5 protein-coding genes are annotated in these 5,303 nt (G+C 62.4%); 3 read left to right on the forward strand and 2 right to left on the reverse strand.

All coding sequences use genetic code 11. The features are described 5' to 3' along the window. The first annotated feature begins 292 nt into the window (after nt 1-292). The 3 genes from ACODSJ_RS24545 to ACODSJ_RS24555 are packed head-to-tail and all read left to right on the forward strand — an operon-like array spanning nt 293 to nt 2,577. Nucleotides 293-727, forward strand: a complete 435-nt coding sequence (locus ACODSJ_RS24545) for a DcrB-related protein (RefSeq protein WP_489104203.1) — start codon at nt 293-295, stop codon at nt 725-727. 24 nt (nt 728-751) lie between these two features. Then, on the forward strand, nt 752-2,047 hold the full coding sequence (locus tag ACODSJ_RS24550) for a PAAR domain-containing protein (protein ID WP_489104204.1): 1,296 nt from the start codon (nt 752-754) through the stop codon (nt 2,045-2,047). After that, nucleotides 2,044-2,577: a hypothetical protein gene (locus ACODSJ_RS24555; protein ID WP_489104205.1), complete on the forward strand. Its 534-nt coding sequence runs from the start codon at nt 2,044-2,046 to the stop codon at nt 2,575-2,577. The genes ACODSJ_RS24550 and ACODSJ_RS24555 overlap by 4 nt, the downstream gene beginning before the upstream one ends. Before the next feature lie 231 nt (nt 2,578-2,808). Here ACODSJ_RS24555 and ACODSJ_RS24560 read toward each other — a convergent pair whose 3' ends face one another. Next, nucleotides 2,809-3,243: a DcrB-related protein gene (locus ACODSJ_RS24560; protein ID WP_489104206.1), complete on the reverse strand. Its 435-nt coding sequence runs from the start codon at nt 3,241-3,243 to the stop codon at nt 2,809-2,811. Between the two features lie 18 nt (nt 3,244-3,261). After that, a complete protein-coding gene (locus tag ACODSJ_RS24565; protein WP_489104207.1) occupies nt 3,262-5,199 on the reverse strand; it encodes a type VI secretion system Vgr family protein in 1,938 nt (645 codons plus the stop codon). Nucleotides 5,200-5,303: the final 104 nt, after the last annotated feature.

Below are 5,303 nucleotides of genomic sequence, written 5' to 3' on the forward strand. Positions count from 1 at the left end.
ATCATCGAGGTGTGTTCCAGCGCGTCGCCCAGGCGAGCGGCCCAGAGTGCGTCAGACATCTAGCGCTTCCATTGCACGTTGCTCCTTATCGGTTCCCTACCCGCCCAGCGTGAGGCAATCAGGCGGACGGAGATTACCATTCCCATCGCAGGATTGTCCGCGAACATCAAAAGTGAGACGGCTGTCATGGCCCTCGAAAACGAGCGCTTCCGGCACCTTGATTGTTACCATTCATTGCTTGAAGATCTGCCGCTTGCCGCAGCCTCTCTTTTGCCTGGAAACGATCCGAATCATGACGCTCTATCGCCTTCAAGAAGCCGATCTCGATGTCCCTGACAACTGGCAGGACCAGAGCATCAATATCTTCAAGTTGCCTGCCGTGGGTGGCGCCAAGGAAGCCAGTTTCGTCATCAGCCGCGACCCGAGCCGGGGCGACACACCGTTCAACGACTACGTGGAGCAGCAACTGGCGAGCGCCGAGCAGCAATTGCCCGGTTTCAACCTGATCAAGCGCTGGGACTTCTCCCTCCATGGCTACGCCGCCGTGCTGCTCGATTACAGCTGGCAGCGCGAGGGCCGTGAGTTGATGCTGCGCCAGGTGTTCATCGACCGCCAACCCGTGGGGCTGATCACCACGCTGACGACCACGCCGAACGATCTGGTGCACCACGAGCCGGCCTGGAAGGCGGCGATGCATTCCTTCAAGGTCCTGCCTCAGACCGCTTGATCACCCCCGGAAGACGACAACGCAATGGATATGCTGGCCGCTGCGCGCCTTGGCGATGAAATAGCCCACGGTTTTGGTGTCGCCGCGATGGTGGCGGGCGCCGTCGCGGGGGCGTTGATCGGTGCTGCCGTGGTGGCGGCCACCGTGGCGACGGGCGGCGTGGCGCTGGCGATCATGGCCGGCTCGATTGCCGCCGGCGGCCTGTCGATGTTCCAGATCCTTAAGGGCCTGAACACGATTTTCAACCTGCCCGAGCCCACGACGGGGGCGTTGATTATGGGCAGCCTGAATGTCCAGATCAACCGGCGCAATGCGATGCGCGCCGGCATGGACACGGCGGCCGGTTGCACAGGCTTGCCCATGAACCACCCGATCTGGCCATTCCCGGTGCTGATCGCCGAAGGCAGCGCCACCGTCTTCATCAACGGCAAACCGGCGGCGCGCTTGCAAAGCAAGATGGTGTGCGGTGCGCACATCAAGACCGGCAGTTCCAATACGTTCATTGGCGGGCCCACGGTGTCCGTGGCGTTCGTGCTCGACCTTGAAGGTTGGTTGCACACCGGCCTCGAAGCGTTGGGGATGGTCGCCATGGGCGCTGCCGCCGTGCTGGCCGCGATGGCGGGGGCGGCGGCGTTCCTGGGCTTCGTGGCGATTGGCGGTGCAATGATGGGGGGCATGGCGCTGCTGGGCGAACTGGGCGATCGCCTCGGCCCGGGGTATCGCGACCTGTTCCAAGGTATCGCCGGCATGGCGCTGCTGGGGCTGGGGCCGAAAATGGCGCGCATCGGTGCCGCGCCAAAACCCCGCGCGGCGGCCTACAAAACCGGCACGACCGAAGCCGATATCATGGCGATTCCCAAGGGAAGCAGGCCGCCGCCGAGCGACTATCTCGAAGGCCCCTACATCGACAAGCACCTCAAGACTTTCGAGGACGAGGGCGGCAGCTTCCTCTTTACCGCCGACGACATCTCCAACCCCAAGTACGGTTCGTTCAACCCGAACAAGTTCGTCATGGCAAAATCCGACCTCAATGCGGTGGTCGCCGAGTACCAGAAAGCCGGCGACGTTTCGGTGCTGGAGTCGGCGCTGGGTTACGATCCCGGATCGTTGGCCGGCAAGGAGATCTACATGATGAACCTGGACAACCCCAAGGTGCTGATGCCGACTGGCAACGAAGGCGGCGTGAACTCGCTCTGGCGCCCGGGCGGCTTGACCTATCCGGGCGGTATGCGCGAAGCGGTGCTGGACAACGTGCCCATCGCCCACGGTAATGACATCGGCACACTGATGACGACCCGAGACGTAGTGAGAATCCAATGAGTAACCCGCTAGACAACGTGCTGCTGCTGGCGCTGGCCAATGATGAGCTGGACAAATTCCTGGTGGGCGAACCGTTCTACTTTCTTGAAGCCAAGAACGATAACGACGAGCCGCAGAACGTGGTGGCGGCGTTCGACCAGTTGATCATGCCGTACTGGCGCCAGACCCACGATGCGAACTTCCCCACGCGGTTCGTGTCGGCCTTGCTGACGATGCTGGCGACGTATCCCGACCGCACGCGGGCGATCTACATCACGCTCGATTGGGTCTGGTACTACCGCTTCTGCCAGGACAAACAGCTCAAGCAGCCGCAAGGCCCCTATGGCGATCTGTTCGACGTGGACATGGGCAGCGTAGGCGTGGCGCTCAAGCGCCTGCTGGAGAACCACAAGGCCGAACTGGTGGCCGACACCCGATGGGCCGGCGCGGCCTGGAACAGCCCCGACGGCATGTGGACACCGCTGATGCGTTCGGCGGTGACCGTGCGGGACAAGCTGGGTGGGCCGGATTTTGTGCCGGTCAATATCTGACGGGGCAAGCTGACCCCAATCGCGAGCAGGCTCGCTCCCACAAGGGGATTGGGTTGGCGCGGACAGCAAGAACGCCCGAAAAACTCTGTGGGAGCGAGCCTGCTCGCGATGAGGCCCTGTCAGTCACCTTCTTCATTGCCTGACCCACCGCCATCGCGAGCAAGCTCAGCTCCCACAGGGGGACTGGGTTGGGCCGGATATCAAGGTCTACCCAAACCACTGTGGTGCTGCTCAGGCCGGAGTGTCAAACACCAGCGAGCCCTTGATCGTCGCCCAATGCGCCGCTTCGGCATCCCCCAGCTTTTCGGCTTTCACATAGCTCAGCGCAAGCAGCTTGCGGGTGCCGGGCAGGACCAGGGCCAGTTGGTACTGGAAGACCTTTTCAGTGCCCTTGTTGAACTGGCTGCGCAGTTCGACGCCTTCGACGTCCTGGTTGGGGCCCAGGCGCACGGCGACGCCGGGTTGGCAGCGCAGGTCCTGGACTTGTTTTTCCAGGCGCGCCAGTTGGGCGTCAAGGTTGCTTTGCAGGGTTTCGCCCTCGGCCAGCAAGCTGCGGCTGACGATCAACGACGTGCCCAGCTCGGGGAACTTGAGGATGTTGATCGTCGCGTCGAGCAATTCGCCGGGCGGCAACTGGAACTGGAACTCATTGATGCGGTAAGTCATGGCGCATGGATCTCGAAATTAGCCCTTGGGTGGCGGGAACACGGCCTGGATATTGGCGTCGATACTGGCCTTGACGCCCTGGCCGTCGGGCGTGGCACCCGGGCCGCCGCCGTTGTTCAGGTGCAGCACGCCGCCGGTGTTGAATTCGGCATCGCCGCTGGCGTAGAAGCTGATCTGCACGCCGCTCAGGTTGATCTGGCCACTGGCATTGAGCTCCAGGATGCTTTCGCCACACACCAGGCGCAGGTTCTCGCCCACTTCGATGACGTAGCTCTGGCTGATGCTGTCGGTCTTGCGCTGGCCCACCGACAGGATGTCTTCCTGTTTGACGACGCGCAGGCGGTTGTTGCCGATGGTCACCGTCTCGTTGTGGCCGATGCTCTTGTTGCGGTCGTGGCCCACCGAGTGGCTTTCATCCACCTCGACCACGATGTCCTGATTGCGTTCGGCATGGATGTACAGTTGCTCGGCGCCTTTCTTGTCTTCCATGCGGATTTCGTTGAAATTCGCCGGCGTGCCGCCCTTGCTCGAACGGCTCTTCATGCCGCTCTGGGTGGCGTTGTCGGGCAAATCGTAAGGTACGGTCTGTTCGGCGTTGTAGACGCGGCCGGTGATGATCGGCCGGTCCGGGTCGCCTTCGAGGAAGCTGACGATCACTTCCTGGCCGATGCGCGGGATTTGCATCGAGCCCCAGTTCTTGCCGGCCCAGGATTGCGACACGCGAATCCAGCACGAGCTGTTTTCGTTGGACTGGTCGTGACGATCCCAATAGAAATGCACCTTCACCCGGCCGAACTGGTCGGTCCAGATTTCCTCGCCCTTGGGGCCGACCACCAAGGCGGTCTGCGGGCCTTTGACGATGGGGCGGTGGGTCGTCGCCAGCGGACGATAACTCTGCTGGGCGTCGATGCAGGTCAGGTTGCTTTCGAACTGCGCAGAAGGCGCGCCGCCGCCGGTTTCACCGCTTTCCTGGGAGATGTAATAGCGGGCGCCGACGACCAGGTATTCGCGGTTCTGGTCCTGGCGCGTGAAACCGGTGAGGCTGAACAGATGCCCCGATCCCAGGCCCCGGGCATTGCCGGCCAGCTCGACTTGCTCGTGCAGGGTCTGCAAGGCTTCGATGCGGGTGCGGGCGTAGTGCTCGCCGTCTTCGCTCTGCACATAGGTGCCGGGGTAGTCGTACAGCGGATAGTCACCGGCGGCGTGCGGGCGCGGCATCGCCGAGCGCACGTCGATGCGCGCGCTGGGGCGCTGGAAGTCGTAGTCGTTGAGCTCCAGCGAACCGGGCTGGACTTCCTGGGCCAGGTGCCAGTCGTGGATGTGGTCGCGCTCGCGCTGCTGTTCGTTCTTCGGGTAGTAGGGCACCGAACCGTAGCCGGGCACTGTGGTGTGGGCGCCATAGGCATCGGCCAGTACCAGCACATGCCGGCCTTGCTCATGACGGAAGAAGTAGTAGATGCCTTCCTGCTCCATCAACCGGCTGACGAAGTCGAAGCTGGTCTCGCGATACTGCACGCAGTATTCCCACTCGCGATAGGGACGGCTCAGGGCGTCTTCGAAATCGGAGAAGCCCAGGTCGCGGAACACCTGCTTGATGATCTGCGGGATGGTCAGGTTCTGGAAAATCCGGCAGTCGGAAGTGCGGGTCAGCAGCCACAGCCAAGGGCGCAGCGTGGCCTGGTAACTGGCGAACTGGCCTTGGTCGACGTTCTGGCTGAAGCGGGCGACGATGCCGTGGAAATGCCGTTCGCCGCCGCCGTCCAGTTGCATGCTGACGCACATGGGCTTGCCGAGCACCTGGTTGAGGTCGATGGCGTTGTCCAGCGAGTGCAACTGCAACTCATAGTTGAACAGCCTTCCCAGCTCTTCGCCGCCACCCATGTCCTTGAGCAGCAGCACCTCGGGGCCCAGGGGGCTGGTGATCTTTGCCAGGCGTGAGGCTTGGTTGAATAACATCGAATGTCCCGTGCAAATTGTAGTAACTGAAGGAACCCGATCGACTGTGGGAGCGGGCTTGCTCGCGAATGCAATCTGTCAGTGCCATTGATGTTGGCTGACAC

The sequence above is a fragment of the Pseudomonas sp. FG6 genome, assembly GCF_057809015.1.